Origin of the sequence: Pseudomonas sp. MM227, from assembly GCF_947090715.1 — a bacterium.
GTDB classification, from domain to species: domain Bacteria; phylum Pseudomonadota; class Gammaproteobacteria; order Pseudomonadales; family Pseudomonadaceae; genus Aquipseudomonas; species Aquipseudomonas baltica.
Window position 1 is genome coordinate 4,069,973 of record NZ_OX352319.1, and the last position, 22,884, is coordinate 4,092,856.

A 22,884-nucleotide genomic window follows, 5' to 3' on the forward strand; every position below is an offset into this window, starting at 1 on the left:
GTTGCGCCCTCAAAGCCGGCCTGCACGCCGATTCACACGAAGCTCCAGCCCCACACCAGCAGCTGCATGGCCAACCAGGCAAAGACCCCAGCCAGCACATCATCGAACATGATACCCACACCGCCATGCACGTGGCGATCTATCCAGCGAATCGGCCATGGCTTGAGAATGTCGAAGAAGCGGAACACCAGAAACCCCACCAACAGCCAGACCCAACCTTCGGGCACCAGCCACAGGGTGATCCACATGCCGACCATCTCGTCCCAGACGATGCCTTCGTGGTCATGCACGCGCAGGTCGTCGGCGACCTTGCCGCACAGCCAGATGCCGAACAGCATGCTTACGCCCAGCATCAGCCAGTAGCCCCAGTCGGGCAACATCTGCCACAACGGAATGAACGGCACGGCGACCATCGATCCCCAGGTGCCCGGCGCCTTGGGCAAGGTTCCGGAGCCAAAACCGAAGGCCAGGAAATGCCATGGATTACGCCACACCGAAGGGGGCACGAACTCCGCTGGAACCTGGTTGGGATGGTCTGTCACGGTGTCTCCGCAAAATGTTGGTAGCCCCGAATGGTCGGGGTGATGTCCTGGCCGTGACGGTCGACCAGCGTGACGCCTTCGCCAACACTCGCTTGGCCGATGACGAAAAACACCGCGCCCTGAGCGCGCAGGGTGGTTTCTTCTTCAGGAGGCAGGGTGAAGGCCAATACATAGTCGTCCCCCCCGCTCAGCGCCGCTGACCAGGCCTGTTCCAGGCCGAGCAGCGACTGCAGGGCATTGGACACCGGCAGTCGCTCGCGTTCCACCCGCAAGGCGACTTTCGATGCCCTGGCAATGTGGCCGCAGTCGGCCAACAGGCCGTCGGAGATATCCAGCGCCGCGCTGGCCCTGCCCCGCAAGGCCTGGCCCAGTTCGAATTGCGGCAGCGGTGACCAGTAGTGAGCCAGCAAGGGCCCGGCCACCGCAGGCTCGGCATGTCGCTGGCCAAGCACCAGCGGCAGCGCGCCCGCAGCGTCGCCCAGCCTGCCGCCGACGCACAGCAGATCACCCGGTCGGGCACCGCTACGCGTCAGCGCCAAGCCATGGGGCAGACGGCCGAACACAGTCAGGGTCAGGCTCAACGGGCCACGCGTGGTGTCACCCCCGACCAGGCGCAGGCCGCAGCGCTCGGCCATGGTATCCAGGCCGGTGGCGAACCCTTGCAACCACTGCGCCGAAAAGCTGGGCAGGGTCAGGGCCAAGGTGAATCCCAGAGGGCTGGCCCCCATGGCAGCCAGGTCGCTGGCCGCGACGGCCAGGGCGCGCTGGCCCAGCAGGAGGGGGTCGGCACCCTGGGGAAAATGCACGCCGGCCACCAGAGTGTCGGTGGAAACCGCCATCTGCTCGCCCGGTGCCAGCGCCAGCAGGGCACAATCGTCGCCGATGCCCAAGGCCACACCATCGCCGGCCCGCGCACAGGACGCGGCGGCGAAATAGTGTCGGATCAGCTCGAATTCGCCCATGGGCTGCATGTCCGCGATCAGCGCTTGTGCGCTGCCACTTCCGGGCCACGCAAGCTCGGCGCCAGCTTGTCGAGCACGCCGTTGACGAACTTGTGGCCGTCGGTGGAACCGAACACCTTGGCCAGCTCGATGCCTTCGTTGATCACCACACGGTAAGGCACGTCGACCCGCTTGAGCAGTTCCCAGGTGGACAAGCGCAGCACGGCCAACTCGACCGGATCGAGCTCGTCGATGGTGATGTCCAGGCACGGCGCCAGGGCGCTGTCGATTTCATCGCGGCTGGCCGGCACACCGTGCAGGATTTCGCGGAAATAGGCGCCGTCGACGTCACCGAAATCGTTGTCGACGCGGAACTGCGCTTCGATCTCGTTCAGCGAATGCTTGGCCATGTGCCATTGGTACAGGGCCTGGGTTGCCAATTGACGCGCCTCGCGGCGCTTGGCGCTGCGTGAAGGCTTGCCGGCGTCCGCAGGCTTGGGATCGCGTGGATTGAAGCGATCGCTTTCGTCGTTGATCACTTGGCCTCCAACTGCGCCAGCAGGCTGACCATTTCCAGGGCAGAAAGCGCAGCTTCCGCACCCTTGTTGCCAGCCTTGGTGCCGGAGCGCTCGATGGCTTGCTCGATGGTGTCCACGGTCAGTACGCCGAAGGCGACCGGCACACCGAACTCCATCGACACCTGGGACAGACCCTTGGTGCATTCGCCGGCAACGTATTCGAAGTGCGGCGTACCGCCCCGAATCACTGCGCCCAGCGCGATGATCGCGGCGTATTCGCTTTGCTGTGCAACCTTCTGCGCGACCAGCGGGATCTCGAACGCACCCGGGGCGCGAATCAGGGTGATGTCGCTTTCGCTGACGCCGTGGCGAACCAGGGCATCGACGGCGCCGCTCACCAGGCTTTCGACGACGAAGCTGTTGAAGCGGCCAACCACCAGGGCGTAGCGGCCTTTGGGGGCGATGAAGTTACCTTCGATGGTCTTCAGGGTCATTCGGGTCTGTCTCATCTTAAAGAGCCAGGCCGCCTGCAGGCGGCCTCTGCGGATAATGGATCACGAACATCGAGACTGCAGGTCACGGGCAGGCCTATGCATCGGCACCGCCGCCACCCTTGCAGCCTGTCTTTATTCGGAGGGCACGTATTCTACAACTTCCAGATCGAATCCGGATATCGCATTGAACTTCATCGGCGAGCTGAGCAGGCGCATCTTGCGCACGCCCAGGTCGCGCAGGATCTGCGAACCGGCGCCGACGATACTGTAGGTGGTCGGGGTTTTTGCCACGGCCTGCCCGGCACTTTCACGCAGGTGCGCCAGCAGTACGTCGCCGTCCTGCTGGTGGCCGAGCAACAGCACCACACCGCTGCCGGCCTCGGCAACCGCGCTCATCGCCGCGCGCAGGCTCCAGCGGCCCGGTTGCTTGACCATCAACAGGTCGCGCAGCGGGTCCATGTTATGCACCCGCACCAGGGTCGGCTGGTCCGCCACCACTGTGCCCAGGGTCAGCGCCATGTGCACGTCGCCTTCCACCGAATCACGATAGGTCACCAGGTTGAACTGGCCCAGTTCGCTGTCCAGCGGCTGCTCGGCAATCCGCTGAACGGTACGTTCATGGATCATCCGATAGTGGATCAGATCGGCAATGGTGCCGATCTTGATGTCATGCTGGGCTGCGAACACCTCCAGCTCGGCACGGCGCGACATGGTGCCGTCGTCGTTCATCACCTCGCAGATCACCCCGCTGGGCTCGAAGCCGGCCATCCGCGCCAGGTCGCACGCAGCCTCGGTGTGGCCCGCGCGGGCCAGCGTGCCGCCCGCCTGGGCCATCAACGGGAAGATGTGCCCAGGGCTGACGATGTCCTCGGCGCGCGCATCGGCCGCAGCCGCGGCCTGCACCGTGCGGGCGCGGTCGGCGGCGGAGATGCCGGTGGTCACGCCGGTGGCCGCTTCGATGGACACGGTGAACTTGGTACCGAAGCCCGACCCGTTGCGCGGCGCCATCAGCGGCAGCTTGAGCGTCTCGCAGCGCTCGCGGGTCATCGGCATGCAGATCAGGCCACGCGCGTGGCGGGCCATGAAGTTGATGTGCTCGGCCTTGCAGCATTCGGCGGCCATGATCAGGTCACCTTCGTTTTCGCGGTCTTCGTCATCCATCAGGATGACCATCTTGCCCTGGCGGATATCTTCCACCAGCTCTTCGATCGTGTTGAGCGCCACGCGGCACCCCCTTGTGTTCAGAACAGCGCGCTGTTCAGGATTTCAGGTAGCCGTTGGCCGCCAGGAAGCTTTCGCTGATGGCGCCCTGGCTCGGCTCGCTGGCCTTGTCGCCCAGCAGCAGACGCTCCAGGTAGCGCGCCAGCAGATCGACCTCGAGGTTGACCAGGCGACCTGGACGGTAGTCGTCCATGATGGTTTCGCTCAGCGTGTGCGGAATGATCGTCAATGCGAACTCGGCGCCATCCACGGCGTTCACCGTCAGGCTGGTGCCGTCGACGGTGATCGAACCCTTGTGGGCGATGTACTTGGCCAACTCTTTCGGCGCGCGGATACGGAATTCCACGGCGCGGGCGTTTTCCTGGCGTGAAACCACCTCGCCGACGCCATCGACATGGCCGCTGACCAGGTGCCCACCCAGACGCGTGGTGGGGGTCAGGGCCTTTTCCAGGTTGACCCGGCTGCCGTTCTTGAGCTGGTGGAAAGCGGTGCAGTCCAGGGTTTCGCGGCTGACGTCGGCGACGAAGCCGTTGCCCGGCAGTTCGACGGCCGTGAGGCAGACGCCATTGATGGCAATGCTGTCGCCGAGTTTGACATCGCCCAGGTCGAGCTTGCCGGTGTCGACGTGTACGCGCACGTCACCGCCCTTGGGGGTCAACGCACGGATGCTGCCGATGGATTCGATGATGCCGGTGAACATGAGTCCTCCTCGAGAACAAGGCTGGCGCCAGGCGCAAGCCGGAAATTATACGCGCTTTGCCGGTGCCGTAGCGGGCTGTGGCGCAAGGGTCGGGACGGCGATCACGCGCCAGTCGTCGCCCACCGCCGTCATGTCGATGATCTGCAACGGCACCGATTCGCTCATGTGCGCCAGTGGCCAGTCGAGCAACGGCCGCGCCGTGGAGCCCATGAACTTGGCGGCAATGAATATCTGATACTCGTCCACCAGGCCTTGGCGGGCGAAGGCCCCTGCCAGGCTCGCTCCGGCTTCCACCAGGACTTCGTTGAGGCCTCGGCGCGCCAACTCGCCGCACAGAGCCGGCAGATCGACTCGCCCATCCCTGCCCGGCAGGCTCAGCAGTTCGTGACCGGCCTGAACGTATTCGGGGTGATCCGTTGCGTCTGCGCAGGTCACGACCAGCGCCGGCCCGGCCAGGAAGAACGGCGCATCCAGCGGCACCCGCAGGCGGCCGTCGATCAGAATGCGCAATGGCACGCGGCGCGTTGCCAGCTCGGTAGCCTCGGCATCCAGCCCCAACTCGGTGGCGCGCACGGTCATCCGCGCACCGTCGGCAATCACGCTGTCGGCGCCGGTCAGTACGGCGCTGGATTGCGCCCGCAGGCGCTGCACTGCCGAACGCGCGGCAGGCCCGGTGATCCACTGGCTCTCGCCGCTGGCCATGGCCGTGCGCCCGTCCAGGCTCATGGCCAGTTTTACCCGAACGTAGGGCTGGCCGTGTTCCATGCGTTTGAGAAATCCGGGGTTCAGCGCCCGGGCCTCGGCGGCAAGCAGCGGGCACGTAACGGCGATGCCCGCTTGTCGCAGGCGCTCCAGGCCCTGCCCGGCCACCTGCGGATTGGGGTCCTGCATGGCCACCACCACCCGCGCCACGCCGGCTTCGACCAACGCCTCGGCGCATGGCGGCGTACGCCCGTAGTGGCTGCACGGCTCGAGCGTTACATAGGCCGTGGCGCCCCGCGCGCGGGTGCCGGCCTGGCGCAGAGCGTGCACCTCGGCATGGGGGCCGCCGGCCTGGACGTGCCAGCCTTCGCCGACCGTTTCACCGTCACGCACGATCACGCAACCCACGCGTGGATTGGGATGAGTGGAATACACGCCTTTGCGCGCCAACTCCAACGCGCGGGCCATGTGCCGGGTATCACTGGCCGTCGGGTCGGGCATGCTCATCATTCCTTCGCCGGCTCGCGCGCCAGGCGGTCGATTTCCTCGCGAAACTCGTCCAGGTCCTGGAAGCGCCGGTACACCGAAGCAAAACGGATGTAGGCCACTTCATCGAGCTTTTGCAGCTCGGTCATGACCCACTCGCCGACGACCAGCGACTTGACCTCGCGTTCGCCCGTGGCGCGCAACTGATGCTTGATGTGCACCAGCGCCGCCTCGAGGCGCTCGACACTGACAGGGCGTTTTTCCAGCGCTCGCTGCATGCCCGCGCGCAGTTTTTCTTCGTCGAAAGGCTGGCGGCTGCCGTCTTGCTTGATCAGTCGCGGGAGCACCAGTTCGGCGGTTTCGAAGGTGGTGAAACGCTCACCGCAAGCCAGGCACTCACGGCGCCGGCGTACTTGCTCGCCCTCGGCGACCAGTCGTGAGTCGATGACCTTGGTGTCGTTGGCACCGCAGAAGGGACAGTGCATGGTGGCAGGCAACAAAAAAAGGGAGGGCCATGGTAGCGCATCCCACTGGCAAGACAAGCCCGGGGCTTTGCGGTATACAGACGGCTCTACTTTCGTTGGGTTTCGAAATGCCGTCCAAGTCGCTCGTTCTGCTCGCTCTCTTCAGCCTGCTCGCCGCCTGCAGCAGCGATGCGCCCAAGCCCGTGGCCAGCGCTACCCCGCCGCCGACGGCAGCGCCCGTCATCAAGGCGCCCGTGGAACTGGGGCCGCTGCCGGCCTACCAGCGCCAGCTCAGCGGCAACCTGCTCGGCGTACCTACCGGCGCCGAAGTCGAGATGGCCCTGCTGGTGATCGATTCCCGGGCGCGTCCGCAGAAACTGCTGGCCAGCGCCAAGCAGCGGGGCACCGGCCAACCCCTGCCCTTCCAGCTGCGCTTTGCCGCCGAAGCCTTCCCGGCCGGTTCGCGGGTCGAGCTGCGCGCCCGCGCCAGTCAGTCGGGGCAGTTGATCCTGCACCTGCCTGCCGTGCAGATCAACCAGCCCACCACCCAGCTGCTGGGCAACCTGGAAATGATCAAGGCCCCCTGAAACGCTCGGGCAACGCCCACCACCCGGCCAAACGAGCGGCGGTGGTGGGCCCGATTCGAATCCCTTATAGTCCACCGAACCGCAGATCCGCGAGATTCACATGAGTCAAGAAACCCCGTATATCTTCGACGTGACCACAGCCGATTTCGATCAGGCCGTCATCCAGAACTCCTACATCAAACCCGTGCTGGTGGATTTCTGGGCCGAATGGTGCGCCCCCTGCAAAGTGCTGATGCCTTTGCTGCAACAGATTGCCGAGGGCTACGCAGGCGAGCTGGTTCTGGCCAAAGTCGACTGCGACGCCGAACCCGACATCGTCGGCCGCTTCGGCATTCGCAGCCTGCCCACCGTGGTGTTGTTCAAGGATGGTCAGCCGGTGGATGGCTTCGCTGGCGCACAACCTGAGTCGGCCATCCGCGCCCTGCTCGAACCGCATGTGCAGATGCCACCGCCGGCGGCGGCCGATCCACTGGAACTGGCGCAGGCCCTGTTCAGCGAGAGCCGCTTCGGCGAAGCCGAGCAGACCTTGAAGGGGCTGCTGGCCGAAGACAATGCCAACCCTGGCGCGCTGATCCTGTTCGCCCGCTGCCTGGCCGAGCGCGGCGAGCTGGACGAAGCGCAACAGGTACTCGATGCCGTCAGTGGTGACGAGCACAAGGCTGCGTTGGCCGGGGCCAAGGCGCAACTGACCTTCCTGCGTCAGGCGGCGGCCCTGCCCGATGCAGCCGACCTCAAGGCACGCCTGGCCCGCGACGCTGGCGACGACGAAGCAGCGTACCAACTGTGCATCCAGCAGCTGTCACGGCAGCATTACGAAGCAGCGCTGGACGGACTGCTACAGCTGTTCATGCGCAATCGCAGTTACAGCGAAGGGCTGCCGCACAAGACATTGCTGCAGGTGTTCGAGCTGCTCGGCAACGACCACCCGCTGGTGACCAGCTACCGCCGCAAGCTGTTCGCCGCGCTGTACTGACGGACTGCCGGGCACGCGGTGCTTTCGGCTAGCCGCCAACCCAGCAATAGACCGGCGCATCCGCGCCGGCTTCTACTCTCACCTGCGGGCAATGGCGCAAGCGCACCAGCATTCGCTTGCCAGCCGCCACGTCACCGACCAGCCCCTGCACCTGATCCAGCAATGCCGGACCGTCGATACGACCTGCCTGCTCCAGCAGATGAAGAACGCTGCGCCAGGCGCCATCGTCCTGGGCCTTGGCCTTGCCTGGCGCGGGCGCCGCTGCCGACGTCAGCACAGCCTCGGACGCTGTCGCGAATGGGCCAGCGAGGTGCGCCCAGTCCTCAGCGTCCATGTCTATGGCCAGGTCCACCGGCAGGTTGCCTACGGTACCTTTGATTCTGATCATGCGGATGCCCTTCCATAACGAGGCCTCGTTGTAGCAGCGCCTCGCGGGTGAAGCAATCCCGGCTTCGACTTCAAGCCCTCTGCACGCATTGCCTGAACCGAACATGAATCTTTACAGACACATGGCAACCCAATGTAAATTTGTTATAACATTGCGTTTCCATATCGCTCACGAGATTCCCCAATGCGCCGTCTCATGCTTGCCCTGCCCTTCGCTCTGCTGCCCTTCGTCGCCCATGCCCACGAGGAGGGCCACGAGCATGAGCATGAGCACGGCAGCCTCGGCGCCCACGAACACGGCGTGGCACGATTGGACGCCGCCCTGGATGGCCAATCCCTCGAACTGGAACTGCAAAGCCCGGCCATGAACCTGGTGGGCTTCGAGCATGCCGCCAGCAGCGATGCCGACAAGGCCAAGGTCGCCGCGGCACGCAAGACCCTCGAGCAACCCCTGGCCCTGTTCGGCCTGCCCGCCGCAGCCAATTGCAAAGTCGCCGAGCAGAAGCTGGAAAGCCCGTTGTTCGGCGACAAGCCTGCCCACGAGCACGACGCCGCAGAAACCAAGCAAGGTGAAGAGCATCACCACGAGCACAGCGAGATTCATGCGCACTACCACTTCACCTGCGCGTCGCCACAGGCCCTGGAACACCTGGACCTGGCGCGCTTGTTCAGCACCTTCCCCGCCACCCAGAAAATTCAGGTACAACTGATCGGCCCGTCCGGCCAGCAGGGTACGGACCTCACCCCCAAGCAAAGCAGCCTGAAATTCTGACCCATGAGCGATGCATTGATCGAGCTGGCCGAACTGGGCTTTGCCTGGCCTGGCCAAGCGATGTTGCTGGACATTCCCGCGTTCCGTCTGGAGCGTGGGGAAACCCTGTTCCTGAAGGGCCCCAGCGGCAGTGGCAAGACCACCCTGCTGGGCCTGCTCGGCGGCGTGCACACGCCGCAGCATGGCAGCGTTCACTTGCTCGGGCAGAACCTGAGCGAGTTGAGCTTTGCCGCCCGTGACCGGTTTCGCGTCGAACACACGGGCTACATCTTCCAGCAATTCAACCTGCTGCCGTTCCTGTCGGTGCGTGAGAACGTGGAGCTGCCCTGCCGCTTCTCCCGCCGCCGCACCGCTCGCGCCGTGCAGCGCCATGGCAGTGTTGCCCAGGCGGCCACGCAACTGCTGGCACACCTTGGCCTGACCGATCCGGCCCTGCTCCAACGCCGTGCCGACACCCTCTCCATCGGTCAGCAGCAACGCGTGGCGGCTGCGCGCGCGCTGATCGGCCAGCCCGAACTGGTGATCGCCGACGAGCCGACCTCGGCACTGGACAGCGACGCCCGTGAAGCCTTCATCCAACTGCTGTTCGCCGAATGCCGCGCCGCCGGCTCGAGCCTGCTGTTCGTCAGTCACGATCAAAGCCTGGCGCCTCTGTTCGACCGCCACCTGTCCCTGGCCGAACTCAATCACGCAGCACGCCCTGCCTCACCCGAGGTGTCTTGATGTACCTGCTTCGTCTTGCCCTGGCCAGCCTGGCCAACCGCCGCTTCACCGCGTTCCTGACCGCCTTCGCCATTGCCCTGTCGGTGTGCCTGCTGCTGGCCGTGGAACGTGTGCGCCACGAAGCCCGTGCCAGCTTCGCCAGCACGGTCAGCGGTACCGACCTGATCGTCGGCGCCCGCTCCGGCTCGGTCAACCTGCTGCTTTACTCGGTGTTCCGCATCGGCAACGCGACCAACAACATCCGCTGGGACAGTTTCGAGCATTACGCCAACAACCCGCAGGTCAAGTGGGCCATCCCCATCTCGCTGGGTGACTCGCACCGCGGCTACCGGGTCATGGGCACCAACCAGAGCTATTTCGAACACTATCAGTACGGCCGCCGGCAGTCGCTGCAGGTGGTCCAGGGCCGTGCCTTCCAGACCGACCCGTTCGAGGTGGTGCTTGGCGCGCAGGTCGCCGATGCCCTGCATTACAAGCTCGGCGACAAACTGGTGCTGGCCCACGGCGTGGCGGCGATCAGCCTGGTCAAGCACGACGACAAGCCGTTCACCGTCGTCGGCATCCTCGCCCGCACCGGTACGCCGGTCGATCGCACGCTGCACATCAGCCTGGGCGGCATGGAAGCGATCCATGTCGACTGGAAGAATGGCGTACCGGCGCGCGGCGCCGGACGCATAAGCGCCGACCAGGCGCGCAACATGGACCTCACACCCAGCGCCATCACCGCGTTCATGGTCGGCCTGAACAGCAAGATCGCCACCTTCGCCCTGCAACGCGACATCAACGACTTTCGCGGCGAACCGTTGATGGCGATCCTGCCCGGCGTGGCCCTGCAGGAGCTGTGGAGCCTGATGGGCACCGCAGAACAGGCGTTGTTCGTGATCTCCGTATTCGTCGTGCTGACCGGCCTGATCGGCATGCTCACGGCCATCGTCACCAGCCTCAACGAACGCCGTCGCGAGATGGCCATCCTGCGCTCGGTCGGCGCTCGTCCCTGGCACATCGCCGGCCTGCTGATTCTCGAAGCCTTCGCCCTGGCACTGGTCGGAATCCTCGCGGGCATGGCATTGTTGTACCTGGGCATTGCCTGCGCGCAGGGCTACGTGCAGTCCAACTACGGCCTGTATCTGCCGCTGAGCCTGCCCAGCGCCTATGAGTGGTCGCTGCTGGGGATCATCCTCGCAGCCGCAGTGGTCATGGGCGCGATTCCGGCCTGGCGCGCCTACCGGCAATCTCTGGCCGACGGCCTGTCGATCCACCTGTGAGGATTTCGCCTATGTTGCGCGCGGTAATGGCCCTGTTGCTGCTGACCAGCATGTCGCTGTCCGCAGCCGAGCTCAAGGAAGTCAGCTGGGAGGCGCTGATCCCGCCGGATGCGCCCAAGCTGACCCCGCAGATGACGCCAATGCACGATCTGGCGAACATCGGCACGACCTTGGCCGAAGCAGCGCCTGCCGTCCACCAGCAGGCGCCCGATGCACCCGTGGTCCAGGCACTGGACGGTCAGCAGCTGCGCATCCCCGGCTACATCGTGCCGCTGGAGGTCAACGAGGCCGGTCGGACCACCGAGTTTCTTCTGGTGCCCTATTTCGGCGCCTGCATCCATGTACCGCCGCCGCCGTCCAACCAGATCGTGCACGTCACCAGCGCCGTCGGGGTCAAGGTCGAGGAGCTCTACCAGCCCTACTGGATCGAGGGACCGATGCAGGTCAAGGCCAGCACCAGCGACCTGGCCCAGGCCGGCTACCAGATGGCTGCGGCGAAGATCTATGCCTACGAACTTCCCGACTGAGCCAATGACTTTTCATTGAGCCAGATCAAAAAACCGCAGCGACGCACTGACTACCATTGGGCGAATGTCCTTCGCATTCCCCAATGGAGCCCCCATGAACAAGTCCTTGCTCGGCGCCTCACTGATTGCCCTGGCGCTGGCAACCTCACAGGCCCAGGCCCACCAGGCCGGCGACATGATCATTCGCGCCGGCGCCGCCACCACCGCGCCCAATGAAGACAGCGGCCAGCTCAAGCTGGACGGCGCCAAGATCGCAGGCACCAAAGCCACCCTCGACAGCGACACGCAGCTGGGCCTGGCCTTCGCCTACATGCTCACCGACCACGTCGGCATCGAGCTGCTGGCGGCCACTCCATTCCAGCACACCGTAGGCGTGCGCGGAATCAGCGCCGCCACCGGTATCGGCGGGCTCGATGGCAAGCTGGCGGACGTCAAGCAACTGCCTCCCACCCTGTCATTGCAGTACTACCCGTTGGCGCCAACGTCGCGCTTCCAGCCGTACGCCGGCGTCGGCATCAACTACACCCTGTTCTACGACGAAGACCTGAGTGGCGCGCGCAAGCAGCAGGGCTTCGACAACCTGAAGATCCAGGACTCGGTGGGCATTGCCGGGCAATTGGGTTTCGACTACATGTTGGGCGAGCACATGATGCTCAACGCGTCGGTCTGGTACGTCGACATCGACACCAAGGCCAGCGTCGACGGCCCCACGGCGCTGGGCGTCGGCCGCACCAAAGTCGACCTGGAAGTCGATCCGTGGGTGTACATGGTGGGTGTGGGCTACAAGTTCTAGGCAACGATCCTGCCGCCAGCCCTGCCCCATCGGTGCGGCAACGGGCTGGCGGCAGTGGGCGGTTACAGTGCCAGGAGGCGCCGCAACCCTTCTTCCAGCGGCGTCACCGGGCCCAGTTCGAAGCGTTCCAGCAGCAAGGCGTTGTCGGCGCGCGAGTGACGGATATCGCCCGCACGCGCCGGGCCGTGGCTCACCGCCGGCAAACCGCCCAGCACTGCGCCCAGCCCAGCCAGCAGCTGATTGAGCGACGTCGCCTGGTTCAACCCTACGTTCACCGGCCCCGGTTGCACGGTGGCCTGCTGCAACCCCTGCATCAGCAAAGTCACCAGGTCACCGACATAGAAGAAGTCGCGGGTTTGTTCGCCATCGCCGAACAGGCTGATCGGCTGCCCACGCTGGGCACGCTCGCTGAAAATACTGATGACGCCCGAATACGGCGAGGAAGGATCCTGCCTCGGCCCGTAGATATTGAAGAAGCGAAACACCACCGGCTCCAGCCCATGCTCGCGGCGGTAGAAGTCCAGATAGTACTCACTGGCCAGCTTGTCCGATGCATAGGGCGTCAAAGGTGCCTTGGGTGTGTTCTCGCCGACCGCCTCACCTTCGCCATTGTTGCCATACACCGCGGCACTGGAAGCGAACAGCACACGCTTGACCCCCGCCAGACGCATCGCTTCGCACAGGTTCAAGGTGCCGATGAAGTTGCTCTGGTGAGTCTTCACCGGATCGTCCACGGAAGCCTGCACCGAAGCGACCGCGGCCAGGTGCACCACCGCTTTGCAGCCGCCTACCACCTGTGCCAACAGGCGTGCGTCGGCGACATCGCCTTCGATCAGCTCCAGCCTGGGGTTTTCCATCGGCAGGTTGCTGCGCTTGCCTGTGGACAAGTCGTCGAGCACCCGCACCGAGTGACCTTCGGCCAGCAACGCATCGACCAGATGGGAGCCAATGAAACCGGCACCGCCGGTGATCAGAATGGGTGTATCAGCCATGTCGGTAGTATCTGTCCAGAAGGCTCGGCAGCCCCGAACGCCAGGCGCGCGGCTTGATACCGAAGGTGTGCAGGATTTTCTTGCAGGCCAGCACGGCGTGCTGCGGTTCTTCCCCGGCATCGGGCCGCGCGGCGTGGGCCTGCGCGGTGGGCGCATCGATCGCCAGTGCGTGCATCGTCCTGGCTTCGCTGATGATCGCCTGGCCAAGGGCCAAGGCAGTGGTCGCCTCGTTGCCGGCATAGTGGTAGGTGCCCCACAGCGGCGCTTCGCAGTCCAGCTGCTTGAGCACCGAGAGGATCACCCGCGCGGCATCATCCACCGGGGTCGGATTGCCGCGCCGGTCATCGGCCAGCGGCAGCGGTTGCGGCAGCTCGGCGCGCTGCAGGTAGCGCCCCAGCACGCCGTCGGCGCTGTCGTCCAGCAGCCAGCCGAACCGCAACAGCACGTGCCGTGGGCAGGCCGCGCGCACGCTCTGCTCGATGCGCCACAGCGCCTGACCGCGCAGGCCAAGGGGCACCGGCTCATCCTTTTCGCTGTAGGCAGTGGCCCGCGAGCCATCGAACACACGATAGCTGGAAGGCTGCAACAGCACGATCTGGTGCTGCTGGCAGCGTTCGGCCAGGCGCTCTACCGCGATTTCTTGTTGGTCCAGGCGCGCCTGGCTCACTGCATCGGCCTGAAACCAGTCGAAGTAGTACGCCAGATTGATCAGCGCATCGGGGCGGGTTTCATCGAGCAGGTCGGTGAGGCTCGCCCCGTCCCAACCGTTTTCCGGCGGCCGCGGGGCCAGGAAGCCGATGCCCTCTTCCGCTCCGAGGCGAATCAGCGCTTGTCCTAGGGCATTCCCACCGCCCAACAGCATAAGGCGCATTCGCATAGAGTCAGCAGGTCCGTTCAAATTGGCAGTTCAGATTAACCGCAGGCGCGTGGTCGACGACAAAACCTTCGCCCGCACTCGAATCGAACAGCCATTTTGCGTTTTTCTGACGCTGACGTCACGTGCTATCAAAAACAGGGTTTCGTGACAGCGCTGCAGGCTCAGCCCGGCACGGCCTGCGCAGGCAATCGATGCCCCAGTAAACGACGCCCCAACTTCTGCCCGTTGACCTCGATCAGGTGGTAGGTGATGAAGGAAACCCCGATCACGGCCAGCAATACCAGGCCCACGAGCAGATTGTTCAGCCACGGGTAACCGCTGTCCAGATAACGGAAATCTCCGAACACCGGCGCCAGCGGCAAGCCGGTCTTCTTCTCCAACACCATGAACAGCAGGATCAACACACTCAAAATGATCACATGGGTCAGGTAGATCGAGTAGGACAGTCGCCCCAGCAGCTCGAACACACGCGTCTTCAGCACGTTGGAAACGATCCCGGCATCGAACGCATACAAGGTCACCGTCAGGCAGAACAGAGCGCTGGCCAGCATGGCCTTGTTCGGCTCGTCACTGCTGAGCACCCAGACAATAGATCCGCCCGCCACGACTTCGAGCAGCGAAGCCATTGCGAACCCCGGCTGCACCCGTCGGCGCAGTGCCTCGAAGGCCTTGTAGCACAGCGCCCCGGCGAAGAAGCACGCCAGCCCCTTGTAGGCCAGCGCCGTGAACGGCCCCGCACCGCTGTACAACAACGCCGCAGCACCCATGACGATGCCTGCCCAGGCCAGCACCCGACGACGCGCCGACGTGCACAGCACCACCGCGGCGAAAATCAAATACATGTAGTACTCGATGCTGATGCTCCAGGACGGATAGTTGAACGACATGTTCTCCGTCCACGGCGTCCACGCCTGGATCAACAGCAAGTTGGGCACGATCTGCGAAGGCGCATACATACCGGTGAACGGCTCCTTGTTGAAGTTGACCCCCTGCTGCGCGGCGCCCCACTTCACGAACTCGAAGACGATGAACACGCCCAGCAAACAGACATGCAAGGGCGCCAGACGAAAGGTGCGCAGAATGAAGAATCGACGCAAGTCCAGATCGTGCCGCGCGCCGTAGGCATGGGTGATCACGAAGCCGCTGAGCACGAAGAAGAAATCCACGAACAAATCGGCACTGCGAAAGAACGCCAGCTCCGTCACACTGCCGACCACGTGCAGGTGATACAGCACAACGGCCAACGCGCAGATACCGCGAAGACTGTCGAGCGCGTGAAAGCGTTGACCTGAAGCCATGACGTGATTCCGTTCGAAGGGTGTATCGGCTGCAGGCAGTGCGCTCCAGGTAACGAAGCGTGGGCAACAGGGCCGCGAAGTTGGAAAAATCTTAGTGAAGCGGCGGGGCCAGGGCAAGGTAATACGCGATGCATATATTTATATTTTGCCGCTGTGAAAACAGCTGAAAAACTGGCGTCAAAGCCGCTTTATGAGGCCTGCTCGAAGCAGCACCCTCGCCTGCTTTTTGGCGAGCGGCAAAAAGCCCCGGTGCCGGTTGGCAGCGGGGCTTTTTCAGTTCATACGGGCGGTGCAGATATGCGCTAGAACGGAATATCATCATCAAAGCTGTCAAAGTCCGGAGCCGGCTGCTGTGCTGGCTGCTGCTGCGCAGGCGGAGCCGAACGCTGCTGCGGCGCGGACTGCTGCGGGCGCGGCGCCTGCTGACGTGGGGCCGGTGCCGACTGCTGGTAGTTGTTGCCACCGCCGCCCTGCTGGTCGTTGTTCTGCGGACGGCCGCCCAACAGCTGCATGGTGCCCTGCATGTCGACGATGATCTCGGTGGTGTAACGCTTGATACCGTCCTTTTCCCACTCGCGGGTCTGCAGCTTGCCTTCGATGTACACCTGCGAGCCCTTGCGCAGGTACTCACCGGCGATCTCCGCAACCTTGCCGAACATCGACACACGGTGCCACTCGGTACGCTCGACCTTCTGGCCGCTCTGCTTGTCGGTCCACTGCTCGCTGGTGGCCAGGCTCAGGTTGGTGACCGCATTGCCGTTGGGCAGGAAACGGACCTCAGGATCCTGACCGCAAGTACCCACCAGAATGACTTTGTTAACCCCACGGGCCATAACGTTCTCCTAGGCTTCGCACGCTGTCGGCGCTGGGTTGACCAGGCGCTCGAGGGCGGTGCGATCCAAAATTTCTTTGTCCAATTTGATATAGATGGCGGCCTCTTCTGCCACCACCACCGCATCTGTTACACCGGGCACGGCTTTCAACCGCTCGGCCAATCCCGTCTCGCGCATCGCTTGGGGCGAAAGCGGCAAGCGCAGACTGGTCACGTAGGGTGGTTCGCGCATAGTAACAGCTATGGCCAGCCACAGGGCGCACAGCGCCGCGCATCCGATGAAGACCACACCCAGGCCACCCTGCTGAAACAACCAACCACCAAGGATGCCACCCATGGCCGACCCCAGGAACTGGCTGGTGGAATACACCCCCATGGCCGTGCCCTTGCCGCCGGCTGGCGAAACCTTGCTGATCAACGAAGGCAGCGACGCCTCCAGCAGGTTGAACGCCGTGAAGAACACCACCGTGCCAATGACCAGCGCCCTCAGGCTGTCGCCGAACGCCCAGAAGAACACCTCCACCAGCATCAAGGTCGCCACCGCGCCCAGCAGAACACGCTTCATCTTGCGCTTCTTTTCGCCGTAGATGATGAACGGAATCATTGCGAAAAAAGATACGACCAGGGCGGTCAGGTACACCCACCAATGCTGCTCCTTGGGCAACCCGGCGCGCTCCACCAATGCCAGTGGCAAGGCGACGAAGCTTGCCATCAGGATCGAGTGAAGCACGAAAATGCCGAGGTCCAGGCGCAGCAGATCGGGGTGCTTGAGGGTGGCCAGCATCTCGCTGCGGGTCACGCCCGACTCACGATGAAGGGTATGTGCCGTCGCCTTGGGCACCACGAAGGCCACCAGCGCGATGCCAACCAACGCCAGCCCGCCGGTCGCCAGGAACAGGCCATGCAGGCCGAAGGCGCGGGTCAGCAGTGGCCCGACCACCATCGCCACCGCGAACGACACGCCAATGCTCATGCCGATCATGGCCATCGCCTTGGTGCGGTTCTGTTCGCGGGTCAGGTCCGATAGCAGGGCCATGACCGCTGCCGATATCGCCCCGGCGCCCTGCAGAACGCGTCCAGCGATCACACCCCAGATGGAGTCGGACTGGGCCGCGACCACGCTGCCGATGGCGAAGATCACCAGGCCGCCGTAGATCACCGGACGACGGCCGATCCGGTCGGAGATGACCCCGAAAGGGATCTGCAGGAATGCCTGGGTCAGGCCATAGGCGCCGATCGCCAGACCGATCAGGGCCGGGGTGGCGCCCGCCAGGTCCATGCCATAGGTCGCCAGCACTGGCAGGACCATGAACATGCCCAGCATGCGGAAAGCGAACACCAGGGCCAACCCGCTGGCTGCGCGGGTTTCACCGCTGCTCATGCGTTCGCTGTGGGGATCGTGCATGGATAAACCTCGTGTGAACCGGTGACGATTCTACCAGTCCCACCCAGTAACGGCACAGACGGCGACGCTATGACGCGCCTTCTTCATCTTTGCGCGCACTCACCGTGCCGTGCCATTGACAAGCCCCGTATACTCACCTGTTTACGCCCGCCGCGCGAGGCCGCCTTGGACAAGATTCTGGTACGTGGGGCTCGAACCCACAATTTGAAAAACATCGACCTGACCCTGCCCCGTGACAAACTGATCGTGATCACCGGGCTGTCGGGTTCAGGCAAATCCTCCCTGGCTTTCGACACCCTCTACGCCGAAGGCCAACGCCGCTACGTCGAATCGCTGTCGGCCTATGCCCGGCAATTCCTGTCGATGATGGAAAAGCCCGACGTCGACACCATCGAAGGTCTGTCGCCGGCCATTTCCATCGAGCAGAAGTCGACATCGCACAACCCGCGCTCCACCGTCGGCACCATTACCGAGATCTACGACTACCTGCGTCTGCTGTACGCCCGCGTGGGCACGCCGCGCTGCCCGGATCACGACATTCCGCTGGAGGCCCAGACCGTCAGCCAGATGGTCGACCTCGTCCTGGCGCAGCCCGAAGGCGCCCGCCTCATGCTGCTGGCCCCGGTTATCCGCGAACGCAAAGGCGAGCACCTGGCCATTTTCGAAGAGCTGCGCGCGCAGGGTTTCGTCCGTGCGCGCATCAACGGCAAGCTCTACGAAATGGACGAGCTGCCCAAGCTCGACAAGCAGAAGAAGCACACCATCGAAGTGGTGGTGGACCGCTTCAAGGTCCGTGCCGACCTGCAACAGCGTCTGGCCGAATCGTTCGAGACGGCGTTGAAGCTGGCCGATGGCATCGCCCTGGTGGCGTCGATGGACGACGAACCGTTCGAAGAGATCATCTTCTCCGCACGCTTTGCCTGCCCGATCTGCGGCCACGCAATCAGCGAACTGGAACCCAAGCTGTTCTCCTTCAACAACCCGGCCGGCGCCTGCCCGACCTGCGATGGCCTGGGCGTGAAGCAGTTTTTCGACAACAAGCGCTTGGTGAATGGCGAATTGACCCTGGCCGAGGGCGCGATCCGCGGCTGGGACCGGCGCAACGTCTACTATTTCCAGATGCTCGGTTCGCTCGCCAGCCATTATCAGTTCAGCCTGGACGTGCCGTTCAACGAGCTGCCGGCCGACCAGCAGAAAGTCATCCTCACCGGCAGCGGCACTCACAACGTCGACTTCCGCTACCTGAATGACCGCGGCGATATCGTCAAACGTTCGCACCCGTTCGAAGGCATCGTGCCCAACCTCGAACGCCGCTACCGCGAAACCGAATCGGCCAGCGTCCGTGAAGAACTCGCCAAGTTCCTCAGCACCCAGCCCTGCCCGGACTGCCGCGGCACGCGTCTGCGCCGCGAGGCTCGGCATGTATGGGTAGGCGAGAAAACCCTGCCCGCCGTTACCGGCCTGCCGATCGGCGACGCCACCGAGTACTTCGGTACGCTGGCCCTGACCGGACGCAAGGGCGAAATTGCCGACAAGATCCTCAAGGAAATCCGCGAGCGCCTGCAGTTTCTGGTCAACGTCGGCCTGGACTACCTGACCCTGGACCGCAGTGCCGACACGCTGTCCGGCGGCGAAGCCCAGCGCATCCGTCTGGCCAGCCAGATCGGTGCGGGCCTGGTCGGCGTGATGTACATTCTCGACGAGCCCTCCATCGGCCTGCATCAGCGGGACAATGATCGGTTGCTGGGGACCCTCAAGCACCTGCGCGACATCGGCAATACCGTCATCGTCGTCGAGCATGACGAAGATGCCATTCGCCTCGCCGACTACGTTGTGGACATCGGCCCCGGCGCCGGCGTGCATGGCGGCCATATCGTCGCCCAGGGCACCGCGCAGGAGGTCATGGACCATCCCGACTCGCTGACCGGCAAGTACCTGTCCGGCCGCGTGAAGATCGCCGTGCCAGCCAAGCGTACGCCGCGCAACAAAAAGCTGGCCCTGACGCTCAAGGGCGCCCGCAGCAACAATCTGCGCAATGTCGATCTGGAGATCCCGATCGGCTTGCTGACCTGCGTCACCGGCGTTTCCGGCTCGGGCAAGTCGACCCTGATCAACAACACCCTGTTCCCCCTCAGCGCCACCGCTCTCAACGGGGCAACCACGCTGGAAGCTTCGGCGCATGACAGCATCAATGGCTTGCAGCACCTGGACAAAGTGGTCGACATCGACCAGAGCCCGATCGGACGCACGCCGCGCTCGAACCCTGCCACCTACACCGGATTGTTCACCCCAATCCGCGAACTGTTCGCTGGGGTGCCGGAATCGCGCTCACGCGGTTATGGCCCGGGCCGCTTCTCGTTTAACGTCAAGGGCGGTCGCTGCGAGGCCTGCCAGGGTGACGGCCTGATCAAGGTTGAGATGCACTTCCTGCCCGACATCTATGTGCCCTGCGATGTCTGCAAGAGCAAGCGCTACAACCGCGAAACCCTGGAGATCAAGTACAAGGGCAAGAACATCCACGAGACCCTCGAGATGACCATCGAGGAGGCGCGCGAGTTCTTCGATGCGGTACCGGCACTGGCGCGCAAGCTGCAGACGCTCATGGATGTCGGCCTGTCCTACATCAAGCTGGGGCAGTCGGCGACCACCTTGTCCGGCGGTGAAGCACAGCGGGTCAAGCTGTCGCGCGAGCTGTCCAAGCGCGACACCGGCAAGACCCTCTACATCCTCGACGAACCCACCACTGGCCTGCACTTCGCCGATATCCAGCAGCTGCTCGACGTGCTGCATCGCCTGCGCGACCACGGCAACACCGTGGTGGTGATCGAGCACAACCTCGACGTCATCAAGACTGCAGACTGGCTGGTCGACCTGGGCCCGGAGGGCGGCTCCAAAGGCGGCCAGATCATCGCCGTCGGCACCCCGGAGCAGGTTGCGGACATGAAGCAGTCCTACACCGGCCATTACCTCAAGCCCCTGCTCGAACGCGACAAAGCCTGAAACCAAAAAGCCCCGCACAAGCGGGGCTTTTTAGTTTCAGACAAAACGCCATCCCTGTAGCAGCGGCGCAAGCCGCGTCATCGGCCAGCACCATAACCCTGCAGAATCACCGTGCATCCTGCCTGGCCTTGAACCACTGCTACGATGAGATCAGAACTGCGACTGCAGGTAATTCTCCAAGCCAATGGACTTGATCAAACCCTGCTGCTTCTCCAGCCAGTACGTATGATCTTCCTCGGTATCCGCCAACTGCACCCGCAGTATGTCGCGAGTCACGAAGTCGCTGTGTCGTTCGCACAACTCGATACCCTTGCACAAGGCCGCACGCACCTTGTATTCCAGACGCAGATCGGCAGCGATCATGCTCGGGACATCCGTACCGACTTCAAGGTCGTCCGGACGCATGCGCGGCGTGCCTTCGAGCATCAGGATGCGACGCATCAAGGCGTCGGCATGACCTGCTTCTTCTTCCATCTCATGATTGATGCGCTCGAAGAGCTTGGCGAAGCCCCAGTCCTCGTACATCCGCGAGTGGATGAAATACTGATCACGGGCAGCCAGCTCGCCTGTGAGCAAAGTATTGAGGTAATCGATTACGTCCGGGTGGCCTTGCATCGCCGTATATCTCCTAGCAGAAAGGCATAGTTTGAACCAAGGTCGCGGATACGTCACGGCCCGCGGTGCAGAAATACGCTAAAAAGCAGAGAAAATGTGACGAAATAAAGCGAAAAACCGCCCAGATGAGGGCGGTTCTTCTTATCACTTAGGTTCAGCCCAGTTGGATGCCCAATGCCTTGGCGATCCCATTACCGTAGGCTTCGTCCGCACGGTAGAAGTGCTGCAACTGGCGCTCCACCACATCCGCGCTGACACCCATCATCGCGCCAGCGATGTTGTCGATGAGCAGAGTCTGCTGCTCGGCATTCATCAAACGAAAAAGAGCGCCGGCCTGGCTGTAGTAATCCGCATCCACGCGATGATCGAAGCGATCAGCATCACCGTGCAAGGCCAAGGCCGGCTCGCGATACTGAGGCGCCTGCTTTGGTGCATCGGTGTAGCTGTTGGGCTCGTAGTTAGGAGCAGCACCGCCATTGCTGCCAAAGGCCATCGAACCGTCGCGCTGGTACGAGTGAACCGGGCTGCGGGGTGCGTTCACCGGCAACTGCTGATGATTGGTCCCGACGCGATAGCGGTGGGCATCGGCATAGGCGAACACACGGCCTTGCAGCATGCGGTCGGGCGACAGGCCTACGCCGGGCACCATGTTGCTCGGGCCAAAGGTCGCCTGCTCTACTTCGGCAAAATAGTTCAGCGGATTGCGGTTCAGTTCCAGCATGCCCACTTCGATCAACGGAAACTCCTTCTGCGACCAGGTCTTGGTCACGTCGAACGGGTTTTCGTAATGAAGGTTCGCCTGATCCTCACTCATGATCTGCATGCATACCCGCCACTTGGGGAAATCCCCACGCTCGATTGCATCGAACAGATCGCGCTGTGCGTAATCCGGGTCGGTGCCGGCGATACGCGCCGCGTCGGCTGGAGCAAGGTTCTTGATGCCCTGAGCCGTCTTGTAGTGCCACTTGACCCAGTGACGCTCACCCTTGGCATTGATCAAGCTATAGGTGTGGCTACCGAAGCCGTGCATGTGACGATATCCGTCCGGAATGCCGCGGTCCGAGAACAGAATGGTCACCTGGTGCAACGCTTCGGGCGAATGGGACCAGAAGTCCCACATCATCTGCGCGCTCTTCAGGTTGCTTTGAGGCAAACGCTTCTGGGTGTGGATGAAATCGGGAAACTTCATCGGGTCGCGAATGAAAAACACAGGCGTGTTGTTGCCAACGATGTCCCAGTTGCCTTCCTCGGTGTAGAACTTGAGGGCGAAACCCGCGCGGATCGCGCTCGGTATCGGCTGAGCCGCGCTCGCCACCCACTGTGGAAAATCGCAGGAAGGTTTCGGTCTGCTTGCCTACGGTACTGAACAGCTTGGCACTGGAGTATTCCAAGATGTCACGGGTTACCGTAAAGGTGCCGTATGCGCCTGAGCCCTTTGCATGAACACGACGCTCGGGAATATTCTCGCGGTTGAAATGCGCAAGCTTCTCGATCAGATGGAAATCGTCCAGCAGCAAGGGACCACGCGGCCCCGCAGAACGGGAATTCTGATTGTCGGCGACCGGCGCGCCGCTGGCGGTGGTGAGGATCTTGCTCTGGCTCATGGACGATGTTCCTTGGTAAGGCTTGCTGTGTAGGCGCCGACTTCAGCGGCTTGGAGCAAGTATCCAAAAAACACCCTCATTCGACTAATGGGCAAATCTTCTTTGCCTGATAGATTTTGACTAATTAGCAGGCATAAAAAAACCGGACCTAAGCCCGGTTTTTCAT

Annotated in this window: 23 protein-coding genes and 1 pseudogene; 8 read left to right on the forward strand and 16 right to left on the reverse strand. The window is 63.3% G+C overall.

All coding sequences use genetic code 11. From position 1 onward, the window contains the following. Nucleotides 1–32: 32 nt before the first annotated feature. From ONG87_RS18545 to nrdR, 8 genes are all read right to left on the reverse strand, one after another. Nucleotides 33–542 carry a phosphatidylglycerophosphatase A gene (locus ONG87_RS18545; RefSeq protein ID WP_049860803.1) on the reverse strand — a complete coding sequence of 170 codons (510 nt, stop codon included), beginning with the start codon at nucleotides 540–542 and terminating at the stop codon, nucleotides 33–35. Next, on the reverse strand, nucleotides 539–1,504 hold the full coding sequence (gene thiL / locus ONG87_RS18550) for a thiamine-phosphate kinase (protein WP_264381823.1): 966 nt from the start codon (nucleotides 1,502–1,504) through the stop codon (nucleotides 539–541). The genes ONG87_RS18545 and thiL overlap by 4 nt, the downstream gene beginning before the upstream one ends. A gap of 17 nt (nucleotides 1,505–1,521) precedes the next feature. After that, on the reverse strand, nucleotides 1,522–2,022 hold the full coding sequence (gene nusB / locus ONG87_RS18555; RefSeq protein WP_122475600.1) for a transcription antitermination factor NusB: 501 nt from the start codon (nucleotides 2,020–2,022) through the stop codon (nucleotides 1,522–1,524). Continuing rightward, nucleotides 2,019–2,495: a 6,7-dimethyl-8-ribityllumazine synthase gene (ribE, locus tag ONG87_RS18560; protein WP_122475602.1), complete on the reverse strand. Its 477-nt coding sequence runs from the start codon at nucleotides 2,493–2,495 to the stop codon at nucleotides 2,019–2,021. Before ribE ends, nusB begins: the two co-directional genes overlap by 4 nt. A gap of 132 nt (nucleotides 2,496–2,627) precedes the next feature. Next, nucleotides 2,628–3,719: a bifunctional 3,4-dihydroxy-2-butanone-4-phosphate synthase/GTP cyclohydrolase II gene (gene ribBA / locus ONG87_RS18565; protein ID WP_185795431.1), complete on the reverse strand. Its 1,092-nt coding sequence runs from the start codon at nucleotides 3,717–3,719 to the stop codon at nucleotides 2,628–2,630. Nucleotides 3,720–3,753: 34 nt separating this feature from the next. Continuing rightward, nucleotides 3,754–4,416 carry a riboflavin synthase gene (locus tag ONG87_RS18570; protein WP_122475606.1) on the reverse strand — a complete coding sequence of 221 codons (663 nt, stop codon included), beginning with the start codon at nucleotides 4,414–4,416 and terminating at the stop codon, nucleotides 3,754–3,756. A gap of 45 nt (nucleotides 4,417–4,461) precedes the next feature. Then, on the reverse strand, nucleotides 4,462–5,619 hold the full coding sequence (gene ribD, locus ONG87_RS18575) for a bifunctional diaminohydroxyphosphoribosylaminopyrimidine deaminase/5-amino-6-(5-phosphoribosylamino)uracil reductase RibD (protein WP_264381824.1): 1,158 nt from the start codon (nucleotides 5,617–5,619) through the stop codon (nucleotides 4,462–4,464). Between the two features lie 5 nt (nucleotides 5,620–5,624). Then, on the reverse strand, nucleotides 5,625–6,089 hold the full coding sequence (nrdR, locus tag ONG87_RS18580; protein ID WP_161804299.1) for a transcriptional regulator NrdR: 465 nt from the start codon (nucleotides 6,087–6,089) through the stop codon (nucleotides 5,625–5,627). A 107-nt stretch (nucleotides 6,090–6,196) separates the two neighbouring features. Between nrdR and ONG87_RS18585 the strand changes: the two genes are divergently transcribed. Continuing rightward, nucleotides 6,197–6,655, forward strand: coding sequence for a YbaY family lipoprotein (locus ONG87_RS18585; RefSeq protein ID WP_122475735.1), 459 nt, complete (start codon nucleotides 6,197–6,199; stop codon nucleotides 6,653–6,655). 100 nt (nucleotides 6,656–6,755) lie between these two features. Then, the gene (gene trxA / locus ONG87_RS18590) at nucleotides 6,756–7,628 is read left to right on the forward strand and encodes a thioredoxin (RefSeq protein ID WP_264381825.1); all 873 of its coding nucleotides are present in this window, start codon (nucleotides 6,756–6,758) and stop codon (nucleotides 7,626–7,628) included. A 28-nt stretch (nucleotides 7,629–7,656) separates the two neighbouring features. On the opposite strand, the gene ONG87_RS18595 is transcribed toward trxA, so the two are convergent. Next, entirely contained in the window at nucleotides 7,657–8,016 is a 360-nt protein-coding gene (locus ONG87_RS18595; protein ID WP_192054899.1) for a hypothetical protein, read from the reverse strand. A gap of 183 nt (nucleotides 8,017–8,199) precedes the next feature. On the opposite strand from ONG87_RS18595, the gene ONG87_RS18600 reads away from it, so the two are divergent. From ONG87_RS18600 to ONG87_RS18620, 5 genes are all read left to right on the forward strand, one after another. Continuing rightward, complete coding sequence (locus tag ONG87_RS18600) at nucleotides 8,200–8,787, forward strand: DUF2796 domain-containing protein (RefSeq protein WP_192058407.1); 588 nt, start codon at nucleotides 8,200–8,202, stop codon at nucleotides 8,785–8,787. Nucleotides 8,788–8,790: 3 nt separating this feature from the next. Beyond that, nucleotides 8,791–9,510, forward strand: coding sequence for an ABC transporter ATP-binding protein (locus tag ONG87_RS18605; protein WP_122475615.1), 720 nt, complete (start codon nucleotides 8,791–8,793; stop codon nucleotides 9,508–9,510). Continuing rightward, on the forward strand, nucleotides 9,510–10,775 hold the full coding sequence (locus ONG87_RS18610; protein ID WP_122475617.1) for an ABC transporter permease: 1,266 nt from the start codon (nucleotides 9,510–9,512) through the stop codon (nucleotides 10,773–10,775). Before ONG87_RS18605 ends, ONG87_RS18610 begins: the two co-directional genes overlap by 1 nt. An 11-nt stretch (nucleotides 10,776–10,786) precedes the next feature. Next, entirely contained in the window at nucleotides 10,787–11,302 is a 516-nt protein-coding gene (locus ONG87_RS18615; RefSeq protein WP_264381826.1) for a DUF3299 domain-containing protein, read from the forward strand. Between the two features lie 94 nt (nucleotides 11,303–11,396). After that, nucleotides 11,397–12,095, forward strand: coding sequence for an OmpW family protein (locus tag ONG87_RS18620; RefSeq protein WP_192175885.1), 699 nt, complete (start codon nucleotides 11,397–11,399; stop codon nucleotides 12,093–12,095). A gap of 62 nt (nucleotides 12,096–12,157) precedes the next feature. Here the strand turns inward: ONG87_RS18620 and ONG87_RS18625 are convergent, their stop codons facing one another. The 5 genes from ONG87_RS18625 to ONG87_RS18645 all read right to left on the reverse strand — a co-directional run bounded on the left by ONG87_RS18625 (nucleotide 12,158) and on the right by ONG87_RS18645 (nucleotide 17,499). After that, nucleotides 12,158–13,087: an NAD-dependent epimerase/dehydratase family protein gene (locus ONG87_RS18625; RefSeq protein ID WP_264381827.1), complete on the reverse strand. Its 930-nt coding sequence runs from the start codon at nucleotides 13,085–13,087 to the stop codon at nucleotides 12,158–12,160. Continuing rightward, nucleotides 13,080–13,964 (reverse strand): sugar nucleotide-binding protein, encoded by an 885-nt coding sequence (locus tag ONG87_RS18630; RefSeq protein ID WP_122475625.1) that lies wholly within the window; start codon nucleotides 13,962–13,964, stop codon nucleotides 13,080–13,082. Before ONG87_RS18630 ends, ONG87_RS18625 begins: the two co-directional genes overlap by 8 nt. A gap of 161 nt (nucleotides 13,965–14,125) precedes the next feature. After that, complete coding sequence (locus ONG87_RS18635; protein ID WP_264381828.1) at nucleotides 14,126–15,262, reverse strand: acyltransferase; 1,137 nt, start codon at nucleotides 15,260–15,262, stop codon at nucleotides 14,126–14,128. Nucleotides 15,263–15,564: 302 nt separating this feature from the next. Then, on the reverse strand, nucleotides 15,565–16,095 hold the full coding sequence (locus ONG87_RS18640) for a single-stranded DNA-binding protein (RefSeq protein WP_122475629.1): 531 nt from the start codon (nucleotides 16,093–16,095) through the stop codon (nucleotides 15,565–15,567). 9 nt (nucleotides 16,096–16,104) lie between these two features. Next, nucleotides 16,105–17,499 (reverse strand): MFS transporter, encoded by a 1,395-nt coding sequence (locus ONG87_RS18645; protein WP_192054910.1) that lies wholly within the window; start codon nucleotides 17,497–17,499, stop codon nucleotides 16,105–16,107. Nucleotides 17,500–17,664: 165 nt separating this feature from the next. On the opposite strand from ONG87_RS18645, the gene uvrA reads away from it, so the two are divergent. Next, nucleotides 17,665–20,499, forward strand: coding sequence for an excinuclease ABC subunit UvrA (gene uvrA / locus ONG87_RS18650; protein WP_264381829.1), 2,835 nt, complete (start codon nucleotides 17,665–17,667; stop codon nucleotides 20,497–20,499). A 150-nt stretch (nucleotides 20,500–20,649) separates the two neighbouring features. Here the strand turns inward: uvrA and bfr are convergent, their stop codons facing one another. Together bfr and ONG87_RS18660 are read right to left on the reverse strand one after the other, a co-directional pair. Beyond that, the gene (bfr, locus tag ONG87_RS18655; RefSeq protein ID WP_122475635.1) at nucleotides 20,650–21,114 is read right to left on the reverse strand and encodes a bacterioferritin; all 465 of its coding nucleotides are present in this window, start codon (nucleotides 21,112–21,114) and stop codon (nucleotides 20,650–20,652) included. A gap of 154 nt (nucleotides 21,115–21,268) precedes the next feature. Continuing rightward, a pseudogene (locus ONG87_RS18660) lies at nucleotides 21,269–22,718 on the reverse strand (catalase). Nucleotides 22,719–22,884: the final 166 nt, after the last annotated feature.

Bases quoted from the DNA above. Each gene is read 5' to 3' on its own strand.
- nrdR (WP_161804299.1), bottom strand. From the start codon at position 6,089: ATGCACTGTCCCTTCTGCGGTGCCAACGACACCAAGGTCATCGACTCA.
- ONG87_RS18620 (WP_192175885.1), top strand. From the start codon at position 11,397: ATGAACAAGTCCTTGCTCGGCGCCTCACTGATTGCCCTGGCGCTGGCA.
- ONG87_RS18635 (WP_264381828.1), bottom strand. From the start codon at position 15,262: ATGGCTTCAGGTCAACGCTTTCACGCGCTCGACAGTCTTCGCGGTATC.
- ONG87_RS18630 (WP_122475625.1), bottom strand. From the start codon at position 13,964: ATGCGAATGCGCCTTATGCTGTTGGGCGGTGGGAATGCCCTAGGACAA.
- trxA (WP_264381825.1), top strand. From the start codon at position 6,756: ATGAGTCAAGAAACCCCGTATATCTTCGACGTGACCACAGCCGATTTC.
- ONG87_RS18605 (WP_122475615.1), top strand. From the start codon at position 8,791: ATGAGCGATGCATTGATCGAGCTGGCCGAACTGGGCTTTGCCTGGCCT.
- bfr (WP_122475635.1), bottom strand. From the start codon at position 21,114: ATGCAAGGCCACCCGGACGTAATCGATTACCTCAATACTTTGCTCACA.
- ONG87_RS18610 (WP_122475617.1), top strand. From the start codon at position 9,510: ATGTACCTGCTTCGTCTTGCCCTGGCCAGCCTGGCCAACCGCCGCTTC.
- ribD (WP_264381824.1), bottom strand. From the start codon at position 5,619: ATGCCCGACCCGACGGCCAGTGATACCCGGCACATGGCCCGCGCGTTG.
- ONG87_RS18585 (WP_122475735.1), top strand. From the start codon at position 6,197: ATGCCGTCCAAGTCGCTCGTTCTGCTCGCTCTCTTCAGCCTGCTCGCC.
- ONG87_RS18570 (WP_122475606.1), bottom strand. From the start codon at position 4,416: ATGTTCACCGGCATCATCGAATCCATCGGCAGCATCCGTGCGTTGACC.
- ONG87_RS18600 (WP_192058407.1), top strand. From the start codon at position 8,200: ATGCGCCGTCTCATGCTTGCCCTGCCCTTCGCTCTGCTGCCCTTCGTC.
- ONG87_RS18645 (WP_192054910.1), bottom strand. From the start codon at position 17,499: ATGCACGATCCCCACAGCGAACGCATGAGCAGCGGTGAAACCCGCGCA.
- thiL (WP_264381823.1), bottom strand. From the start codon at position 1,504: ATGGGCGAATTCGAGCTGATCCGACACTATTTCGCCGCCGCGTCCTGT.
- ribE (WP_122475602.1), bottom strand. From the start codon at position 2,495: ATGACCCTGAAGACCATCGAAGGTAACTTCATCGCCCCCAAAGGCCGC.
- ONG87_RS18595 (WP_192054899.1), bottom strand. From the start codon at position 8,016: ATGATCAGAATCAAAGGTACCGTAGGCAACCTGCCGGTGGACCTGGCC.
- ONG87_RS18625 (WP_264381827.1), bottom strand. From the start codon at position 13,087: ATGGCTGATACACCCATTCTGATCACCGGCGGTGCCGGTTTCATTGGC.
- ONG87_RS18640 (WP_122475629.1), bottom strand. From the start codon at position 16,095: ATGGCCCGTGGGGTTAACAAAGTCATTCTGGTGGGTACTTGCGGTCAG.
- ONG87_RS18615 (WP_264381826.1), top strand. From the start codon at position 10,787: ATGTTGCGCGCGGTAATGGCCCTGTTGCTGCTGACCAGCATGTCGCTG.